Raw genomic sequence first — 17,959 nt, 5'->3', positions numbered from 1 at the left:
TCAGCAGTTCATCCAGAAGTTCCTTGGAGATCGTCATGCATGCTTCCTTTCGGTGAAGCATGGACCGGACCACTCATACACAGAAGATCGGACACTCTCCTGGCACTTCGCCATTAAGGCTGAAAGCCCCAAGGCGCGGCAGATCATGAACGATCCGCATGTTGCTTTAACCTTCTACTGGCCAGCGCTTGCACGTCAAATCCGCATACGTGGTGTTGCCAATTTGCTTCCGGCAGCAGAATACGCTGCCGACTACCTCGACCGCCCGAAAGCATCCCGGGCCAGCGCGCTTGCTTCCCGTCAGAGCGAGGTCCTTTCTGATGCCGGGGAGCTAAATCGGAAACTGATCAAAGCCGAAGAGTTTATTGCCGAGAACCTCGACTACGTTGCCCCCGGCTGGCAAGTGTACGCCGTCGCCCCGCATATTGTGGAGTTCTGGCAGGGAGCAAGCGACCGCAACCACAAGCGACTTCAATTTAGTCCTTCAGTGGATAGCAGCAGTTGGACGAAAGAACGCCTCTGGCCCTAGCATCATCGGAAGGTTTCGAGCTAAGGAGATGGCGTAGAAGGCGGCTGGGTCTTTCGATCCGAATCTTTACACTGCCGGTTGGGCGACGACGTTCCTATTTGGAAGTGGTATAGAGGGCTATGGAGTAGGTATCGTGCCCATCGGTATCTCGCATGGCCCGCCATTTTATCTGTTAAGTATTTGATTTAATTGGATAAAAAATCTATAACAACCTCGCCACCCCTCCTGCCACCCATCCTTCCCAAGTTGGCTATCCGAGTGTCGCATCCAGAAGTGCTGCGCTGATGGGATGTTCCGAGACCGGCGGCAAGACCTTCACCCCCTCGGGGGCCTGCGCTTCGCGGCGATAGCTATGTTCCAGCCAGACCTGATCCAGCGCCATGATGATGTCCGCGTGGTGGGGGACCAGAGGCTGGCGCATCATGCTCGACCAAGCGGCCAGCGCCTCCCAACTGATCGGGTTGGGACCGTTGGGGCCGTAGCTGCGCTGGCGCGACAGGGCATTGAAGGCTTGCAGCAGGAGCGTTCCCGCCGCAGGCAAAGGCAACCTTGGCGATGAACAGGCGTTCCGAGGGCTTGGCGTTGGCACCGGCGGGCGCATCGTCTAGCACCAAACGGAAGGCGTAGTCATGGATGGTCTTTTCAGCGGCCAGAACGTCGATCTGGCCGGGGTCTGCATAGTCGATGCCGCAGATCACCTCCATCGTGCCAGCGTTCCGGGTGCCTTTCAGGCGCCGGGTTCGAGCCGCGCTGATGCTGTCGAAGCTGATCTCTGCCGAAGTGTCACCAACTGTGCCGAGGCTCTCCGTCTCCCCGATTTCCTTCCAGGTCGTCGCATTGGCTGCCGGGAAGTCGGCACGGACAAAGTCAACCGACTTCTGGGCCAGCACCGGGCCAATATACAGCTTGGCGCCATTCGTCGCGTAGATAGTCATGTGTTATCCTTTTCGGAATTGGCGCCGTTCCAGACGCTGCTTGGAGCTGTTGTGATGGTGATGCGCTGACGGGCTTGAGTGTAGGGATCGACCAGCACCGACATGCTCAACCGGTCCACGATCCGGTAGGCTTGGAAGTCGCCGTAGACAATCGGCTGTTCGTTCGCCGCGATATCCCCGAGGTCCACCATTTCGATCACCGGGCGGCCAAGGATGGTTTCAGGCTGACCAGCTTGCAGCGACGGCTGCCAGACGTATTGCCCCTGCGTATCCTTGAGGGTGCGCAGGATGCCCAGCGTGATCCCGTTCATCGCCCATGCGCCTTTGTTCCGGTAGGGCGCGGGCAGCGAATACATCAGCTTGATGAGGGCATCCGTCGAAAGTGTGGTGGCGTGGCCGTTGGCGACTTCCGGGATCGCGGAGTTCACCATCAGCCCCCCGGGCTTTTTGATGCCATCGCCCCATAGAAACGCGTGTGCTTCCTTCTGGGCGAAGTCCTCGGCTAGCGCCGCGCGCACTTCGGTCTCGGCCTGCGGCGCATCTTGCAGCAGGCGGTTCGAGATATCGACATAGGTTGCCAGTTCGTGAACCTCGATTTCCTTCTGGCCGAAGGTGATCGTGGACTCGTCGTGCGGCTCCATCTCGCCGAACTGCATCAGCGCCTGATCGTGACACTGGCGGCGCTCAAACGCCACCGGGCAGCACACAACCGGCATCAGGCACAACGGGCGCGGCATGATATGCGCACTTGGCAAGTCGAGCGCCGCAAGCGAACGCGACATCTGATCGAACTCGTTGAACTCGTGGCTCTTTTCCACCACGGCGAACTTGCCGCTGACATTCTCGCCATCCGTGGCGGCGCGGAACGGCAGCCCCTTGCCCTCGGCCATCTCTGCGCCGACACGGGCAACCTCGCGCGCGCGCAGGGTGGCTGAACACGGCGCCTCAGAATACGAGATCATGGCGTTCCTTGCCCACAAGACACCGCACGAGGCCGCGACCTATACGAAGACCGCAGGACGCGCCCGCCTCGCAGATGGTGGCATGAGTAAGTTGCCCTCGCTCACCAAATTGCAGGGCAATAAAAGCAGCCAAGATGCCGAAAACACGCGGAAATAGGTAGATAAGTGGCAGCCCGTAGGGGAGTAGCATATAATAATTCTGTCAACGGCTTAGACTGTATCGCACAGGAGAAACGCCCCGTGGCAGATCAACAGCTTAAAGATCGGAAAGTATCACGCCGAAAGCGGAAATCATCGCTGGTCCTCGAGCGTGCAGGCTCTGACGATCAAGGCTTCTGGAGCACCTTCCAGTCGCACCTGATCCGGCTTGAGCTACAGGATCATCCGATGTGGCGAGAGCGAACCTATCTCTACCGCTACTTCGATGCCCAAGGACACTTGCTGTATGTCGGCATCACCAAGGACTTCTTTGGCCGTGACAGCACTCGCTGGGTTCTGCCGTGGCGCTACAAAGCCGCTCGAGTAACGCTTGAAATGTTCCAGAACCGCCGAATGGCAGAATTGGCGGAACGGACGGCAATCAGGGATGAGAACGCCATTCACAACCGCCAACGGCTTGCGCCTGTTGGAGAGCCAAACCGTTATGAGCAGTGGTTTTTTGTCATGCAGAAAGGCAAGATGCAGGGCTGCCGACGCATCCAGCTTGACTACAACAAGCTCGAGCTACAGCGCGCCGAGTTTTTGCCTTGCTGGAGTTACGAGTTCTTCGGCAAGCCTCTGGATGCAAGCAATGCGTGACCCCAGAGCAGCGGATTTTCAATCCGTCGCCACCCCCGCGCGATCAACGGCATGGCCCCCGGCAGATCGTCAAACCGCCCCCGGTGGGTCAATGGCCTGGACGGAAGTTGTCAAACCGCAGGAGGCTGTGTGATGCCCAATCCGATCCCCGCATCCATCCGCCGCCTGACCGAACAGCCCATCAAGGGCAAGGGCGACTGGATCCGTCGCACCCGCCGCGCGCGTGACTTGCTGATTGAGCGGCACGGCTACAAGGCCAGCGAATTCTGGGAAGTGGGAAAGGGCGACAGCCCGACCTTGGACATGTGCAGCCTCTATCCCCCGCGCTTTGGCCTAAGCCGCTGGTTCGGCAAGCTGCGCCGCCGCGATTGGGTCGAGCACTTCCCGTGCGGCTTGGTCCTGCACAACTCAGGATCTGACTATTGGGGCGAAGCCGGTGACGATGGCGATCCCATCCTGATCTTGGCTGAGGTCGAGCATTGGGGCAGCCTGACCGACGCAGAACTTCACGCCCTTTGTGGCGATGCTCAGGAAGCAGCCGCATGACCGCCCCCGGTGGGTCAATGGGTTGCGTGGGATTTGTCAAACCGATGGAGGGTCCATGCGCGTGATCGTATGCGGCGGGCGGGACTATGCCGACAAGGATGCCGCCGTTGCTGCCCTTGACCGCTTCCATGCCCAGCACGGCATCACTTGCCTGATCCAAGGCGGGGCGAAGGGTGCAGACCGGCTGGCCTATGAATGGGCGGCTTCTCGGTTCGTGATTGTCCACAACGTCCCTGCTGATTGGAAGAAGCACGGCAAGGCGGCTGGGCCGATCCGAAACCAGCAGATGATTGATGAACACCAGCCGAACGCGCTGATTGCCTTCCCTGGCGGGCGCGGGACTGACGACATGATAAAGCGGGCGAAGGAGGCAGGGCTGCCGGTGTATCGTCCGGTCAAACCGATGGAGGGATGCTGATGCAACACCTACTGTCTGACCTCGAACGGGCTGAAGCAGAAGTGTTCCGACTGCGTCGGGAAATCGCCCAAGGGCCGTGTCGGGAATATGGGCACGACTGGCAGTCATATGGCGGCGCGAACGCAGGCTGCGGCCCCGATTGTGGATGCTCCGTGCCTGTCCATGTCTGTGCGAAATGCGGAGATTGCGACTATGGCGATAACTCGGAAGCTGAGGATGTTCGAGCATTATGCGCAGCCAAGTTCCCGCCCGCCCCCACCACAGGAGACACGCATGACTGACGCGCTGGAACGGCTGATAGAAGCGGTGGCGAAAGGCCGCAATGGCATTCGAAGGTGACGTGCTGCATAGGCGCCGAGTCGCGGGACTGGATCGAGCGGCGCGGATCCTGGAAAGCAGCAGCCGCCGCCCTGCATTCCACGGAACCGACCCTGGGCCGCTGGCTCAAAGGGGCGCCGTGCGCGACCGAAACAGCGCAGCGCGCCCTGATGACGCTGGTGGACGAGGGTCGGGCCTGACGTGTCGTCGCATCCATCCCGGCCCTATCCCCCACGCAGCACAGGCCCGCACCCAAGCCGCCTGATACGCCCAGAGGATCAGCAGCGGGTTCAACGGATGGCCTGCTTGATGGCTTCCCCGATGGCGTGGCCCGCCTGAAACGCAGGATCCGCCTTCACCGCCTCTATCTTGGACTTGGCGAGGTTTTCCAGCACCGACTGCGGCGGGTTCAGTTTGCCCACGGCATCCGGGACCGACTGGCGCACATAGCCGAGGACCAGTTCAATCGCGGCGGCGGCGGTCAGTTGCTTTGCCAGGGCGAGGCGCGCGCCGGTCATCAGGGCGGTATGCAGAGCGTCACGGTGACGCTGTTCGATGTCCAGGCCGGTGCGGCGGGCGATCTGCACGGATGCCCACAGGATGGCAGGGGTCAGCGCGAGGCCGAGGATTTCGAGCGCATAGGGCTGCGCTGCGGTGAGAAAGCCGTTCATGTCATTGCTCCTAGCGTTTGATTTGGAAGTGCGGTGCATCTGGAAAATTCGTCCAGCCGCCGCCCCAGGTCAGGGACACGCCCCGTTCTGCCGCCACGGCCTGCATGGTCGCGGCGATCTTGCGCAGTCCATCCCACAGCGCCTTGTCGGCGGCGCGGGCTTCTGCCGAACCGCGCTTGAATGCGGCGTCGGAGGGCAGGTTCTTTCCGGTGTTGGGATCGACGGGCCACAGGTCCACGGCATGGCCGGTCAGGTGATAGCTGTTCATCGTCTTTGACGCGCCCGCCTTCACTAGCTGCGCCTGACGCTCTTTGGTTCGCAGACCTTCGATGACCGCGAACGGGACGGGGCTGCGGCTGTATGCCTCGCGCACGATGCCAGCCAGATCGCCATGGACGCCCTTTAGCTTGGCCTCCGAAGCCTCGGGGAACGGCAACGCCACCACAGGCGCAGGGGCTTCGACGGACAGCCTGCCCGCGTCCGCCGCCGCCAGGATGGCCGCATTGGTCTTGGGGCCGCGCAAGCCGTCAGCCGCTATCCCCAAGGCACGTTGAAGCACCTCGATATTCGAGTTGTGTTGCATGATGATGCCTATGAGGTTGGGTCAGTAGCCAGGATCAGGATGGCGCCTGCCGGTGATCGGGGCGGGGTCATACTGGATCGGCCCCCGCAGCATGGCGCAGAGGATGTAGGTGTCATGGATGCGGCCACAGTGCCGATCTTCGCAGAAGGTCGCGTTCATGCGTCGGGCAAAGGCGGTGCGCGGGCGGCAATCTGGCAAGCCCCAGACGATGCTGCACACCGGCCTAAACCGCCCGGTCAGCACAAAGCCCAGGCAGCTACTGACGTGCCAATGCAGCATGTCATCCCTCGCGCGGCCGAACGGAGAAGATGTTCGTGGTGGCGCAGACGGTCTTGTCCGGCACGATGCCGAAGAAGGGCCGCAGCACGGTCCAGCAGACTTCGGCGTAGTATTTCCCGGTCGGTAGCCGGGCGCACCATTCGTCGTCGGCCCATTGCGTCAGTGGCGCTTCGTGCGGCTCATACAGCCCGCCCCGATAGCGAAGCGTGTCAGAACCGGCGCAGGCGACATGACCGTCTGGCGGGTCGCGCCACAGGCTCACGGTGTAGCGCCCGTCGAAGCTGCGGCGGATTGTCCGGTTGATGGAGACGACCGGATCCTCGCCCTCATAGGCATCCGCGATATGGATGCTGCCCGGCTCATACCAGACCCGCGCCGGGGTCAGCCAGGCGGCGGTGTAAAGCACAATTGCCAGCGGCAGGAACAGCCACCAGAACAGCGCCCGCAGCGTGGGGGTCTTGCACGTCGAGAACATCATTGCCCGCCTCCGATGAGAAATTCCTTGATCCGCTCCCACTGGCTGATCAGCAGGACGATGCCCCCGGTCAGAGCCAGCAGGCGCTTTCCGATCCAGCCCGCCGTGTCGAACCACTCCACAAGCTGCGCGCCGCGTTTGATCTGCTCGATTTCTTCCGGGGTGAATGGGCAGGCGTCGTCGTGCCGCTCCATTTTCGTGACTAGCTTGTCCAATGTCCGCGCCAGATCGGCTATTGTCGGCTCTGCCATGCATTCTCCGATCTGTAGTATCGTGCTGTTCTGGATCACGTTTCGCGCCGCGATTGATTAACCGCGCGCATATTCGCCGAGACTCACGCCGCCGTGATGCGGATCATCCCGTCAGCCGCGCATGGGGCCGGGTGATTCGATTTTCAGGGGTGGATTATGGGTATCAGGGCATTGTGCGCGGCGGCTGCCGTCGTGGTCGGGGTGGGGTCGGCGGCAGAGGCGGCGACGTATAGAACCACAAGTCTTGAAATGACCGTCAGATATGACGGGACGCATTTCTCTGACGTTAGCTATTATGACGCGAAAGAGGGGGATGCGATCTTTCAAGGCGATGTCGAAGCTGGCGACACTTCCCTTGGTCTTCAAAGCTATCTTTTCGGATTCCCGGAAATTGGTACTGTCTTTGACTTCATTGTGACCGTGATTGTGCCTCTAGTTCCAATTGATGATTATTATTACGGAAATGGAGGCCGAACGCCGGTCTGTCAACTTGGGCCTTGGGATTGCACAGACACTAACCGAACCTACGGCGGAAATGAATCCATTTTCCTGGCTTGGGATGATGATTGGATCGTTGAGGGACCGCTACAGGTTGGCCAGTCAATTGAAGTTTTTTACCACATGATATACGGTGGCAATGATGGCATTATGTATACAAATGACGGCAGTCACGTTTATTCACATGAAATCGAATACTCATATTTTACGGTGCTTTCCGTAGACAGAATTTCTCCTGTCCCGCTGCCTGCGACTTCCGCCCTTCTGCCGTTAGGTCTTGGCGCTCTCGCTGTCCTGCGAAAGCGCCGCAAGTCTCAAGGGGTATAGACCAGCTTTCCGCCGGTCGCGACGACCCCAGGGGGCAAATCGCCCAGATCACCCAGCACAACACCGGCTCCGGTCAGGTCATAGGGCTGACCGGGCGTCAGACCGGACGGCAGAACGATCTCGTTGATGTTGGCCGTGGGGCTGACTGTCGGCTCGGCAAGGCCGGTCCCGATCAGACCAGACCGGAACCGTTGCAGCGGCGAGATGCCAAATGCGCCCACAGAATTGATCTGGACAAGAACCGGCGTATCGGTGCCGTCCGTATTGCGCCGGGGTGATACAGCAAAGGTCTCGCCGACTTGGGGGATGCCCTCCACGTCGGAAAGCCAGATGCTGATTTTACCTCCACGATCATCATTCCGCTCTACCCCGGCGACCCGAGCAGTAAAGCCGCTGACCGACCCCGTAACTGTCTTGCCGATGTGCTTGTAGGTTAGAGAGTTGATACGGGCCTGATAGGCGTCGTTCAGGCCACCGGCAGTAATCCGAACTCCCCGACGGAATTCCAGCCGCCCGATAGTAAGGGCGGCGGTGCCGGAGCCATCCCAACCGACCCGAGCGCGTTGACCGCTGATGATGATGCTTTCTGCCGTGCAGTCAGGCCCCAACAGGACCAGGGACTGCCCACCTGCATAGAGGTCCAGATTGGACATCTCACCAGTCAGCGCCAGAGCGCCGCCGGTCGCCTCGACGGATAGCGGATGCTCGGCATCGCCAATCCAGACTTGGCCCGACATTCGCACAAGCATATCCGCAGCATCGGTCAGTGCGCCAATATTGAGCCTGCCCGAAGTCACGTCCAGTGTTCCACCCTTGCTATGCAGAGCGGCGATTTCGGCTGTCAGCGTCCCGTACCGCAAGAAATGGCCGTCCAGGTCCGCCGTGTCCGCAACATGGGTGCCGGGCAGGTCTTTCGTGGACCAGTTGTAGCGGTTGTCCCAGCGGAACCCCTCGAAGGCAACTTCGGGCCGGAACACCAGGTCGGCGGGCGTCGAGCGCGCCGCACCGGCGATGCGACCGAAGCGGCTCTGAACCCAGCGCCGACCCTGTGCGACCTTCGGCCCCTTGTTGTCCTGCGCGGCCATGTAATCGACCAGTTCCTGCACGGTCGCAGACGGCTGTCCCATCAGCATCCCGCCCATCTTTTGCAGCGTTGTGGCGTCCAGCACAGAGGTATCCAGACCTTCGATATTCACATTGGGGATGTTGCGCCGATAGACGATGGTATCATTGGCGATCGGCGCGAGGCCGACCTTGACCTGCGCTTGTTCGATATATGTCCGGGCCGCAATCTCGGCGGGATCATCCGGGTTAGCGTTGTGTGCCAAGATGTTGCCCAATGCGCCAGTCTGCGCAGAGGTCCAGTGGAAGCCGCCTGCCTGTTCGCCCTCGGTTCCCCCGAGACCTGGGTCCGGATAGGACTTGACAAACTTGTATCCGCCGCCAAACCCAATGTTATCGAGGCAGTTGACGTATTGCTGCTTTGCCTCCTGGCTCTGGCAATTCGAGAGGATCCCGTTCTCGGCGAAGATATTGCCTTCCAGATGCGCCCCTGCGCGCAACTGCGTGCCACAGGACGACGCGCGGGTGTTGAGGCAATACCGAATTGTCACGTCATAGACGTTCGCGGCGAAATAGATGTTGTGGGAAAATTTCGTAGGCGGTTGTGGCGATGAAATAAGCAGGTCGAAAGAATGCCCATCGGCCCATCCTGCGTGGTCCAACAGGCAACTGTCTACCAAGATACCTTCGCTCTCGCTGGCATACATTCCGCTGATGTAATTGGCGCCTTGAGGGTTCCATACCTGAATTCCGGTCCCGGTTGTTGCGATAGTATTGACCGTCAGCCAGAATGCCTTCAGGAAATCGCACTCATGGACCGTGATCGCCACATTGTCCGCCATGACGATTTCCTTACCCACGTCCACATGATCGAACGCGGTGCAATACCCATAGCGGATGCTGACCTTTTCCTCGTCCGTATCCACGTCCTGCAACACCACATAGGGCGCAGACAGGAACGATGAGGTCATGCGGACCTTTGGCTTCGCGCCGGTGCCGAAGGACGTGACCAGCACAGGATGGAGTTCATCTTCGCCCATGAGCGTGGTCAGGGCGAAACCGAGATAGTCGTGACCACGCTCCATGATCCAGTGATCGGAACGGCTGGGCATCCCGTTTGCTGTAACATGGGCGCGGATCAGGTTGGCGACCGCCGTGTGGACTTTGGTCGCCTCGGTGCCGCCGTATTGCGGTCGGGTCAGCAGCCAGGCGCCGGTGACGGTCGCCTCCGTGACGCCCGCATCGGCCGCGATCTGCGCGCGGGTCAGGGCTGCGGGGGCTTCGGAAAAGTAAATCTTCCGGTGCCGCTGGCCAGGGGCACAGACATAGCGATTATTACCGTCCTTCGGCAGCACATAATGCTCGCCCGAGGGATGCCCCCGAGGAAGCGCAGGAGCGGTGGCGGCGATGAGCGATTGCTGCCCATTGGATAGGATGGCAGGGATCGAGGCCGAAGTTGTCAAGTCACGCAGGTCCAGCGTCGTCTTGCCGTCCGACCGCGCCACTGCGCTGCCCTGCGTGACCGAGGCGATGGCGGCATCCAGAACGTTCACGCGTCCGCCAAAAGCCTGCATCTCGACCACCTCCGGCGCATCCCCATACTGCTCGATCGTCAGCAGCGGCCCCGGCACCCCGCCGATGATCAGCCGCGCGGAGAATTCCTCGCCCACCATAGACAGGGCTTTGATCTTGATGGTCATGCTATTTGCCTCGCGCGGGTGTTGGAAAGGATCTTGGCCGTGCCGCTGACGCCCATGGTGAAGATATAATACATCGCCACATGAGTCCCGGCGGGGGTGAAGGTGTCGGTGCGAGAAAGGGTCGTGGCACCCTCGGGCTTGGTCACGTCGAAAACACTGACGTGTATCGCGGTATTGTAGCTGGTCATGTCTGACAAGCGACCGATCACGCGGGTCGCATCGCCCCACTCGATGTGAGTTTCCAGCTCATAGGTGTCGCCCGGCACCACGTCGAAATAGACGCGTGGGTTGCCCTGTGTATTGCCGCCCGCGACGCCGTCCGATCCAATGGTCAGGTCGCCATTGGCATCCGGCCCGGTGATCGTGCCGCGCGATGCAGTCTCTCCATTGCGCTTCCAGGTCGGCGCATACCACCCGACCGCAGCCGGGATCACCGCCTGCGCTTCGGACAGCACCAGCCGGTCGCCATTGGCGTCCTCGGCTTGGCCGCCGAAGCGGATCGTATAGCCCTGATCGCTGCTGGCGACGGTATAGGTAGTGCCGGTCGCCCCCGAGATGGGCACAAATTCATCGCCCGAATTGGCGGTCAGGCGGCGCACCCAGACTGGCTCCAGGTTCATGTCGTTAGCCAGCGTCAGCCACAGGCCCAGATCGCCGGTCAGGGCCTGGCCCACGTCTGCGGTGCCGGTGAAGGTGGGCGGGACATGGGCGACAGGACCGCCCGAGAATTCGGATGGGGTGACGGTGCGCTGACCGGCGTATCGGGCGGGGGTGACGATTTCGAGGTCGAACGGGGCCGTGGTCGGGGTGACGTTCTCGATGCGCGCGGTGTTGTCGGACAGGGTGCCCAAGGCGGGCAGCGCGGGCTGCACGTCGAAGGTCCACGGACTGGACGCATATCCTGCTGCCGTCGCCGCGATGATCAGGGCACCAGATGAAACTGGGGTAAAGGCCCACTCGTTGGTGGTGCCGACCCGCGTGGCCGTGATAGCCGTCTGGCCCTGGGCGATGGTCGGAGGGCCGTCGATGGCGGCGTTGAAAGTGATGCTGGCCTGCTGGCCCGCCACCAGAGGGTCGGGGGTAATGGTGGCTTGTAGGGTGGGTTGGGCGGCGACCGCCCATGTCACCGGAGCCTCTGCCTCAAGGTTGCCGGGATCGCGCGCCCGCAGGACGCCGCTGGCCGTCTGGCCAGAAACGGTTGCCGTCCCGCTGAACACGGCGCCATTCCGGGTTATGCCGGTCGGTAGCGTTCCGGTATAGTCGAAGGACAGCGATGCCCCTTCCGGGTCCACAAAGTAGGACGACAGGTCCACCGTGAATGCGGTGTTGGCGGTCGGGTTCTGCTGCGGGATCGCAGAGGCAACCGGCGCTTGATTGGCCGGGGCCGCAACCAGCAGCGCGAAGCTGTCGGATGTGTCCTGGCCCGTCGCATTGGTCGCCGTGACGGTGATGATCACGTCGCGCGCCGTGGTTCGGCTGATGACAAGGTTGCCGTTGCTGATGGTGACGCCGCTGTTCGCAGGCGAGACGGCATAGCCCGCCGCGCCGGAAAAATACTCGGCCAGCGGCAGCGTCACCGTCCCGCCGCCGATCAGCAGCGACTGATCCGGCAACGGCTGGAGCAGCTCCGGAACCGGGGCAGTAATCGTCAGCTTGAATGTCAGAGGATCAGACGATCCACCGCCATTGATGCCGCGCACCGTGAAGGTGGTGGATGTCATTGTCGCAGCCGGGCTGATCGTCAGCGTATAGCCGTCGATGGTCACAGCCGAATTGGCCGGGCTGACGGCATAGCTTGTCGCCCCATCGAACTTGGTGCGCAGGTCAACCGTGACTGCCGCATCCCCTACGACATAGGTGCGATCCGCAATCGTGCTGGTGACTGTCGGGGCCTCGGGCAGGTCGTCGCCAAGGATGACGTTGCCCTGAGCATCCAAGATGCTGACAGATGCCCCGCCGAAATAGACCGCCGTCGCGCTTTCCAGCAGCGCCCGGCTGAAGGTGCCGATGAATGCCATTGATCAAACCCCCGGCACGATGACGACAAGATCATTGTCGCGGCGCTGACCGGCAGGGAGAGCCAGATACTCAGCATAGTTCAGCGCAGTGATGACACGCACGAGGCTGTTGTCTTTCGCCGCCTTGATGTTCCCGGCGCTTGTCACCTCAAGGTCATTCAGCAGAGCCGCGACGGCGACGGGGATGAAGACGCCCTTGACCTCAAAGACCTTGTTCACATCCGGGCCATAGCCGGTGAATGTCCAAGTGGTTGAGGCGTTGCGGCCCTCGCCGTTTACGGCCAGGTCAAGCGACCAGTTGCCGTCCGCGCCGGTCGTGGCGCTTTCGGTGCTGGTGACGATGCGGGCGCCGTCCTCCCAGGCATCTGTGCCGACAAGAGTTGCAACGATCTTGCCGCCCGCGACGGCGTTGCCATCGGTATCGACAAACTTTCCGCTCACTGTCGCGGTATTGGGCATAGTCGCCTCCTTGGTGCATGAAAAATCCCGCGCAGAGGCGGGTGATTGCAGGTCGGGTTGTGGGGGTGTGGTTATTTTGCGACCCAGCCGGTGTTGCCGGTGCCGCCTGTTTCCTTGACGTAGAAGCCTGTTGCGGCGCCTCCGCCCTTGCGCCGATAGGTGGAGCCAGGAGCGGCAGGCACGACACCTTCCGGTGATCCGGGGCCTGCTGTGTCAACAACGCCATCCCCGTAATCGACAAGGACGGTGTAGAGCGCCTTCCAGCGATTAGTGGACTTGCCCAGCGACTTGCCCCGATCCTGCGCATCGTCCGCATTGCGGGTGGGGTAAAGCGCGGCGCTATCAAGGGTCATCACCTCGCCCTGACCGAAGCCCCGCCATTCCCAACGGTCGGCGGCAATTGTTGCACCAATCCGGTGCCAGATACTTGCGCGATCAGCTTGGCCGGGGGTTGATACTGCAATCCCGGTCAGGTTGTCGGCGGTGCCGTCCGTGCCGAACGCCTGCACTGCGATCTTCGCCCGCTCCTTGCGCCAGCGATGTTCCGCGTTCCAAGTCACCCCCGCGCGGCTTAGCTGGTCGTGGAAATACCCGCTGATCGAACCGATGCGTTCGCCGGTTGCCGGGCTATGAACCACGTTTGCATTTGGCCCATCCAGTTCTTGCCCGCTGTCGTCGGTGATAGCCCCGGCCACGCTGGCCCGCTGACCGGGATGCAGCACCTCGACCACGTTGCCGATGGCCCCGGAGACAAAGCCGACAACCTGCCCGACTGTGTGAGCCAGGATGCGCAGGAAGTTCCGCGACCCGCCGACCCCGGCAAAGCGCGGCCGGGTGCCGAAGCCCATCGCGTCAATCACCGCGTTTTCCTGTGCCGTGGAATTGGTCCCAGCCAGATAACTCAGCCCCAGAGAAACAACCTCATTTCTCCCCTCGGTATCCGGAATGTTGCCGTCGATGACCCATCCGGTTGCCAGATTGCCCCGCCCTTTTGACTGGAAATATCCCGTGCGGATGTTCCGACCTGTTATCAGGCCCCAGACGTTGAAGTTGCCGCCATCGGCCTCGGACTGTTCGCCGCCCAAGCCAAATGCGACATTGGCACCTTCTGCCTGCAAGCCATAGGCTAGGTTGAAATGCGCACGCGTCTTCAGTTCATGCGCCCACCCCAGCCCGCTTGTCGTATTTCGGACCAGCACGTTGTTGACGAGGCCGAAGTCGGTGTCGTCCATAATCCAGCCGATGGTGGTCCCGGCAGTCGGGTCCGCAATGATCGTGCTGTTCATCAGGCGGTTGTAGCGCGGCTTTGCGTTCGCCGCCGACGAGGTGAACAGGACGCCCGTGCCGCCGCCAGAACCGGAAACCGTTGTGCCGAAGTTGCGGACCTCCAGATCGGCCAGCGTCATGCCAGACGTGCCATTGAAGGTCATGGCATGACCGGACGCATCGCCGAGAGACTGGCGATTGGCGTCAATGGTCAGTCGCTCGATCCGTCCCCCTACTAGATCGGTGCCGCGCAGGAAGTTGCCGAGCGCGCGGCGGACGAGTGAAGTTTTCCCCGCCCCAGCACCAGACAGAACCCCCCCATTCGGGAAGGTCGTCCCTGATGGGTTCAGGGAAATCGCCCCAGCGGGAGGCCGGACGGAGAGAACGCCATCAGCCGTCATTGCCGCCGAAAACAGCGCCGTGTCATCAGCCAAGCCATCCGCCGCCAATACTTCCATGCCCTTAGACACCTGACGGTCTGCCCTGTCCGCCGCATCCGTTACGCTGCCGATAGCCTCCCGAAAGTCACGCTTGGACGGGTTGTGGACGCCGCTTGACGGATCCCCGACCGGGGCGGGCTTGCCCACAGGCTCATTCGGCTTGCCATCCCCGGTGTAGCGCACAAAGTCACGCAGCAGGATTTGTGCAGTTGTCGGCATGTTTGACCTCGGCAGCAAAAAGCCCGCTAAAAGCGGGCGGAGTTCAGGAATGTTCAGGGTGTCAGAGAGTAATGGAGACAGGGCCAGCAGGTGGCGACACGACAGCAGACCCGTTCATCGCGACCACCCAATAATGCCAGGGGCCGGTGCCTGGGCTATCGGTATAGCTGGACGACTGCCCGGCAAGGCCCGAGATGTCAGCAACGAAGGAGGCCCCGGCGAAGCTGTTGGTGCTGTTCCTGAACAGCCGCGATTTGAAGAAGTTCGTCGCCGGGTTCGTCCAAGTCAGTTGTGCCCCCGACGATCCGACGCGGGCAAAGCCGGTCGGGGCTGCGGGCACATTAGGGTTTGCTACGATGGTCACGGATCCAGCCTTTATCCAATCGCCCTGCCCGCGCCAGCGGTAGCGGACGGTATAGACTTCCTCGTTGGGCAGAATGCCCGTTTCGGCGCTGAACCGATCCCCGGCCATGGTCGCCCATGCGACCGAGGCATTGGCCGAGACGTTCCCCGGCCCCACCTGGGCCTGCAATGTCAGGTCGCCCCGCGTCACGGGAGCCACAGTCAGGCGCAGCTTGCCGCCATAGGTGTCGCCAGACAGCAGGACCGGGATCTGCGTCAGGCTGGCCCCGGTAGGCGGCGGAACCTGTCGGGGGGGCTTGCCTAGCTCATCAATCGTCGGCGGCAGCGGCAGTTCTTCCGTCACCGACCAGCCGTAAGGGTTCTGGATGCTTGCAATGCCGATCTCGCAATATCCGTCCGGGATGCTGAACAGGTGGCTGGTGACTTCAAACACGCCGTCGATGCCAAATTCTTCTGCCTGCACGCGGATGGTGTGGATGCCGTCGCCCTTTGGAAAGCGGGCCTTCAGGCCAACCAGATTGGTGCGGATCGTGCCCACCATGTCGCGACGGTCCTTGGCGACTTTGATCTTGCGCAGCCGCTGCAACTGCGTGTGGCTCGGGCACATGTCCACGTCGAACTGCTCGGCCCGCTCCGGTTGGGTCACAAGAGCATCCTCGTCCCGCCACTCGGCAACCGATGTCGGCTGATAGCCGTGATCCGGGCTGACGAACTGGCTCTTGAGCACGTTGTAATCGGTGAACGGGTCAAAACCGTCCTGCATCTCGATAGAAAGGATGTCGTCTGCCGTGATCGTCACGTCAGGCTCGGACCATGCCCCGCCGAGAATGCCGATCTTGCCTTCCGCCGTCTCGTAAATCTGCCCGTCGCAGGTCGCCAGCATCCGCGCCGTTACGTCCTTGAGTTGGTCGTCCAGTGTATAGAAGCCGCACAGCCGATAGCGCATCTCCGTGCCGCCGCCCGCCAGCGGAACGGCTTGGCCGCAACGATTGACGAAAGCCTGCCAGGACGATGTGTCTAGCCGGTCAAGAGCGATGTTCCAGCCGTCCACATGCGTCATCAGGTCACGGATGCACAGCGCCGAATTTTCGCTGTAGATCATCGCCCCCGCCATGTTCGCCACCCGGCTGGCCCGGATTTCAGCCTGAACTTGCGTGTAAGCCCCCTTGGGAAACTTCTTGCCGAAGTCCTCGTCAGGAGGATCACCAAAGACCGTCAGGAATGTGGCCTGCCCTTCAAGCCGATGGTCTGCCGTCCAAAGCGTCTGGAACAGCGTTTGCAGGTTCGGCGTCGGGATGCCGCTGTAATCGCCGCCGTTCCCGTTGCCGTCCCGGAAATAGTTCCGCTTGTACTTCGGATCAACATCGCCGTTCGCAAGGGTCACGACAGGTTCACCGTCCCACCAAAACCGGATCAGACCATCAACCCGCCCGTGGTGCATGACGATGATCTGATAAAGCTGCCCGTCTGCCGCCTCGAAGAATGCCCTTTGCCCTGCCAGGAGGTTGCGCCCGTATGCCCGCACGCGGGGCGTGTCCGTCTGCGTGATCGTCGCCATCACCTGCTGGCGAGGCAGGTTGGGCTTTGTCAGCGCAGCCCCTGCCATCGACCACAGGACAGACCGACCGACACTGACGACAGCCGCCGTGACCGCAGGGGACAGGCCGAACAGGGACAGTGCCCCCGGCCCAAGGACCGCCGTGGCATAGGCGCTGATGATACTGAAGATCGCCATTACTGCTTCACCCACGCCCGCTCAGTCAGCCGATAGCCCAGCCTCGACAGGTCAAGCCCGTCGGCGCCCGTCGATAGCTGGATCAGCATGGCGCCGCGTTCGGTCGCCCATTCCTCGAAGGCCCGCAGCAGTTGCAAGCCAGTCTTGTCCTTACTGAACCAGCCTATTTCCTGTGCGATCAGGCCAGGGTTGATCAGCGTTGGCGTCAGGCATCCCGCGATGAAGCCGCCACCCGTAACCGCCACGAAGCCGTCAGGGCTGGCGATCAGCCGCGCGACCGTGTTTGCGGTATGCGCCCGGTCAACCGGGATGGGGCCGTTCACGGCGTCCCGCAGTTCTTCGATCCAGCCGACGATCCGCAGAACGTCAGCAGCGGTTGCTAGCCTCACCGACGGCGTTCGTTCTGCTTCACTACTTCCATTGCGGCGCGTCTCATATGCGCCATCATTTCGGGCGACACGGACTCGCTGTCTCTCAGAGTGATCTTTACTTCCTGCTTGGAAAGCTCGTCGCGGACAATTGCCCGGATTTGTTCTTCGTTCATCGTCAGGTCCACCTTCACTGTGTTCTGGCAAACTCGCCGTGATACTTGGTCACGGCAGCCTGTCGGGCAGCAATCGCCTCTTCCATTGTGTCGTAGTATCCGAGCGACTTAGCCACGCCGTCCACGGTGATCCGGGCTTGCCAACGCTTACGCCACCGCTTGTCTTGCCGGACACCACGAACGCCGCTCTCGCCCATCGGAACATCACTGTTCCGGCTATTCTCAGCGTGCGTCGCCTCCCGAAGATTGCAAAGTCTATTGTCCGAACGGATGCCGTTGATGTGGTCTAAAAAGTGATCCGGCCATCGGCCATGCGTGATTGCCCACGCGATGCGATGTGCCAGTAGCATTTTCCCCTTAACGGTTCCCGTGTGATATCCCCGGCTATTGATGGGGGTGAACGCTTCCTTGTTGGCGTAGTGCCTATTCCACTTTTCAGCCTGCGCCGGATATTTGAACCATGCCGCTGGCCGCTCTTTCCAGAACAGCTTTCCCGTTGCAGGGTCATATGACATCAATTGACGAAAAACCTCGGGAGAGGGTAAAGGCTTGTTAGCCATGAC

General features: G+C 61.4%; 23 protein-coding genes and 2 pseudogenes. 8 read left to right on the top strand and 17 right to left on the bottom strand.

Features of this window, described 5'->3' with window-relative positions; all coding sequences use genetic code 11:
* A partial coding sequence (locus PARHAE_RS03935) for a pyridoxine/pyridoxamine 5'-phosphate oxidase (RefSeq protein WP_126153294.1) occupies positions 1 to 529 on the top strand: 529 nt, incomplete at its 5' end.
* A gap of 250 nt (positions 530 to 779) precedes the next feature.
* On the opposite strand, the gene PARHAE_RS21865 is transcribed toward PARHAE_RS03935, so the two are convergent.
* Positions 780 to 911, bottom strand: coding sequence for a hypothetical protein (locus PARHAE_RS21865; RefSeq protein WP_277600640.1), 132 nt, complete (start codon positions 909 to 911; stop codon positions 780 to 782).
* 33 nt (positions 912 to 944) lie between these two features.
* A pseudogene (locus tag PARHAE_RS22070) lies at positions 945 to 1,130 on the bottom strand (phage tail assembly chaperone); the annotation flags it as partial.
* Between the two features lie 28 nt (positions 1,131 to 1,158).
* Here PARHAE_RS22070 and PARHAE_RS22065 point away from each other — a divergent pair.
* Complete coding sequence (locus PARHAE_RS22065; RefSeq protein ID WP_420899382.1) at positions 1,159 to 1,533, top strand: hypothetical protein; 375 nt, start codon at positions 1,159 to 1,161, stop codon at positions 1,531 to 1,533.
* On the opposite strand, the gene PARHAE_RS03925 is transcribed toward PARHAE_RS22065, so the two are convergent.
* Both PARHAE_RS03925 and PARHAE_RS21965 read right to left on the bottom strand, forming a co-directional pair.
* The gene (locus PARHAE_RS03925) at positions 1,461 to 2,105 is read right to left on the bottom strand and encodes a phage major capsid protein (RefSeq protein WP_241232659.1); all 645 of its coding nucleotides are present in this window, start codon (positions 2,103 to 2,105) and stop codon (positions 1,461 to 1,463) included. The two genes, PARHAE_RS22065 and PARHAE_RS03925, sit on opposite strands and share 73 nt — an antisense overlap.
* A 156-nt stretch (positions 2,106 to 2,261) precedes the next feature.
* Positions 2,262 to 2,396: pseudogene (locus PARHAE_RS21965) on the bottom strand (DUF3363 domain-containing protein); the annotation flags it as partial.
* A 28-nt stretch (positions 2,397 to 2,424) separates the two neighbouring features.
* Here PARHAE_RS21965 and PARHAE_RS20985 point away from each other — a divergent pair.
* The 5 genes from PARHAE_RS20985 to PARHAE_RS03905 all read left to right on the top strand — a co-directional run bounded on the left by PARHAE_RS20985 (position 2,425) and on the right by PARHAE_RS03905 (position 4,706).
* Positions 2,425 to 2,583, top strand: coding sequence for a hypothetical protein (locus PARHAE_RS20985; protein ID WP_164555138.1), 159 nt, complete (start codon positions 2,425 to 2,427; stop codon positions 2,581 to 2,583).
* Positions 2,584 to 2,666: 83 nt separating this feature from the next.
* The gene (locus PARHAE_RS03920) at positions 2,667 to 3,224 is read left to right on the top strand and encodes a hypothetical protein (RefSeq protein ID WP_126153292.1); all 558 of its coding nucleotides are present in this window, start codon (positions 2,667 to 2,669) and stop codon (positions 3,222 to 3,224) included.
* 132 nt (positions 3,225 to 3,356) lie between these two features.
* Positions 3,357 to 3,770: a hypothetical protein gene (locus PARHAE_RS03915; RefSeq protein WP_126153291.1), complete on the top strand. Its 414-nt coding sequence runs from the start codon at positions 3,357 to 3,359 to the stop codon at positions 3,768 to 3,770.
* A 55-nt stretch (positions 3,771 to 3,825) separates the two neighbouring features.
* On the top strand, positions 3,826 to 4,188 hold the full coding sequence (locus PARHAE_RS03910; protein WP_126153290.1) for a DUF2493 domain-containing protein: 363 nt from the start codon (positions 3,826 to 3,828) through the stop codon (positions 4,186 to 4,188).
* A gap of 335 nt (positions 4,189 to 4,523) precedes the next feature.
* A complete protein-coding gene (locus PARHAE_RS03905) occupies positions 4,524 to 4,706 on the top strand; it encodes a hypothetical protein (RefSeq protein WP_126153289.1) in 183 nt (60 codons plus the stop codon).
* A gap of 90 nt (positions 4,707 to 4,796) precedes the next feature.
* Here PARHAE_RS03905 and PARHAE_RS03900 read toward each other — a convergent pair whose 3' ends face one another.
* Genes PARHAE_RS03900 through PARHAE_RS03880 form a run of 5 tightly spaced genes read right to left on the bottom strand, consistent with a single transcriptional unit; the run spans position 4,797 to position 6,765 of the window.
* Complete coding sequence (locus PARHAE_RS03900; protein ID WP_126153288.1) at positions 4,797 to 5,177, bottom strand: hypothetical protein; 381 nt, start codon at positions 5,175 to 5,177, stop codon at positions 4,797 to 4,799.
* 10 nt (positions 5,178 to 5,187) lie between these two features.
* Complete coding sequence (locus tag PARHAE_RS03895) at positions 5,188 to 5,760, bottom strand: M15 family metallopeptidase (RefSeq protein ID WP_126153287.1); 573 nt, start codon at positions 5,758 to 5,760, stop codon at positions 5,188 to 5,190.
* Between the two features lie 21 nt (positions 5,761 to 5,781).
* Complete coding sequence (locus tag PARHAE_RS03890; RefSeq protein ID WP_126153286.1) at positions 5,782 to 6,039, bottom strand: hypothetical protein; 258 nt, start codon at positions 6,037 to 6,039, stop codon at positions 5,782 to 5,784.
* A 1-nt stretch (position 6,040) separates the two neighbouring features.
* Positions 6,041 to 6,517: a hypothetical protein gene (locus tag PARHAE_RS03885; RefSeq protein WP_126153285.1), complete on the bottom strand. Its 477-nt coding sequence runs from the start codon at positions 6,515 to 6,517 to the stop codon at positions 6,041 to 6,043.
* Positions 6,514 to 6,765: a hypothetical protein gene (locus PARHAE_RS03880; protein ID WP_126153284.1), complete on the bottom strand. Its 252-nt coding sequence runs from the start codon at positions 6,763 to 6,765 to the stop codon at positions 6,514 to 6,516. The genes PARHAE_RS03885 and PARHAE_RS03880 overlap by 4 nt, the downstream gene beginning before the upstream one ends.
* Before the next feature lie 156 nt (positions 6,766 to 6,921).
* Here PARHAE_RS03880 and PARHAE_RS03875 point away from each other — a divergent pair, with 156 nt between their 5' ends.
* Entirely contained in the window at positions 6,922 to 7,590 is a 669-nt protein-coding gene (locus PARHAE_RS03875; RefSeq protein WP_164555137.1) for a hypothetical protein, read from the top strand.
* Here the strand turns inward: PARHAE_RS03875 and PARHAE_RS03870 are convergent.
* From PARHAE_RS03870 to PARHAE_RS03840, 8 genes are all read right to left on the bottom strand, one after another.
* Positions 7,578 to 10,352 carry a hypothetical protein gene (locus tag PARHAE_RS03870; RefSeq protein WP_126153282.1) on the bottom strand — a complete coding sequence of 925 codons (2,775 nt, stop codon included), beginning with the start codon at positions 10,350 to 10,352 and terminating at the stop codon, positions 7,578 to 7,580. The two genes, PARHAE_RS03875 and PARHAE_RS03870, sit on opposite strands and share 13 nt — an antisense overlap.
* Positions 10,349 to 12,370: a hypothetical protein gene (locus PARHAE_RS03865; RefSeq protein ID WP_126153281.1), complete on the bottom strand. Its 2,022-nt coding sequence runs from the start codon at positions 12,368 to 12,370 to the stop codon at positions 10,349 to 10,351. Before PARHAE_RS03865 ends, PARHAE_RS03870 begins: the two co-directional genes overlap by 4 nt.
* Before the next feature lie 3 nt (positions 12,371 to 12,373).
* The gene (locus PARHAE_RS03860; RefSeq protein WP_126153280.1) at positions 12,374 to 12,829 is read right to left on the bottom strand and encodes a hypothetical protein; all 456 of its coding nucleotides are present in this window, start codon (positions 12,827 to 12,829) and stop codon (positions 12,374 to 12,376) included.
* A 71-nt stretch (positions 12,830 to 12,900) separates the two neighbouring features.
* Positions 12,901 to 14,754, bottom strand: coding sequence for a hypothetical protein (locus PARHAE_RS03855; RefSeq protein ID WP_126153279.1), 1,854 nt, complete (start codon positions 14,752 to 14,754; stop codon positions 12,901 to 12,903).
* A gap of 61 nt (positions 14,755 to 14,815) precedes the next feature.
* Complete coding sequence (locus PARHAE_RS03850) at positions 14,816 to 16,852, bottom strand: phage tail protein (protein ID WP_126153278.1); 2,037 nt, start codon at positions 16,850 to 16,852, stop codon at positions 14,816 to 14,818.
* Positions 16,852 to 17,241, bottom strand: a complete 390-nt coding sequence (locus PARHAE_RS03845) for a hypothetical protein (protein WP_126153277.1) — start codon at positions 17,239 to 17,241, stop codon at positions 16,852 to 16,854. The genes PARHAE_RS03850 and PARHAE_RS03845 overlap by 1 nt, the downstream gene beginning before the upstream one ends.
* Positions 17,238 to 17,414, bottom strand: a complete 177-nt coding sequence (locus tag PARHAE_RS20980) for a hypothetical protein (protein ID WP_164555136.1) — start codon at positions 17,412 to 17,414, stop codon at positions 17,238 to 17,240. Before PARHAE_RS20980 ends, PARHAE_RS03845 begins: the two co-directional genes overlap by 4 nt.
* Positions 17,411 to 17,956: an HNH endonuclease gene (locus tag PARHAE_RS03840; protein WP_126153276.1), complete on the bottom strand. Its 546-nt coding sequence runs from the start codon at positions 17,954 to 17,956 to the stop codon at positions 17,411 to 17,413. Before PARHAE_RS03840 ends, PARHAE_RS20980 begins: the two co-directional genes overlap by 4 nt.
* Between the last annotated feature and the right edge of the window lie 3 nt (positions 17,957 to 17,959).

The organism is Paracoccus haematequi (assembly GCF_900631945.1).
Lineage (GTDB): Bacteria > Pseudomonadota > Alphaproteobacteria > Rhodobacterales > Rhodobacteraceae > Paracoccus > Paracoccus haematequi_A.
This window is presented reverse-complemented; position numbering and strand designations above follow the sequence as displayed.